Origin of the sequence: Faecalibacterium sp. DFI.5.82, from assembly GCF_029076575.1 — a bacterium.
Lineage (GTDB): Bacteria > Bacillota > Clostridia > Oscillospirales > Ruminococcaceae > Faecalibacterium > Faecalibacterium duncaniae.
This window is the reverse complement of record NZ_JARFIS010000136.1, coordinates 1-386: the sequence shown is the minus strand read 5'-3', so window position 1 is coordinate 386 and position 386 is coordinate 1. Positions and strand designations below refer to the sequence as shown.

1 pseudogene is annotated in these 386 nt (G+C 62.4%); it reads left to right on the top strand.

Annotation, left to right across the window (positions count from 1 at the left end):
• Positions 1-386, top strand: a pseudogene (locus P0G09_RS15940) (glycoprotease); the annotation flags it as partial.

Sequence of the window (386 nt, the reverse complement as noted above, 5' to 3'; positions counted from 1 at the left end):
GGAGAGGTTGTTTGCGCAAAGAAACGTTTTCTGCCGGTCAAGGAGGGCCAACTGGGCCTGCGGCAGAGTGATGCGCTCTTCCACCATACCGCGGCTCTGCCCGAGATGTGGGAGGAGCTTGGCCGGGAGTTTGATCTGACCCGGATCTCGGCAGTGGGCGTTTCCCAGAAGCCGCGCCCCGTGGAGGGAAGCTATATGCCCTGCTTCCTGGCGGGTGTCAGCGCGGCCACAGCCTTTGCGCAGGCCCGGGGCATCCCGCTCATCCATACCACCCCTCAGCAGGGACACGCGGCGGCAGCGCTGTTTGCAGCAAAAGGGGAAGAGCTCTTCCGCCAGAAAGTGCTGCTCTTCCACATCTCAGGCGGTACAACGGATCTTCTTCTCTG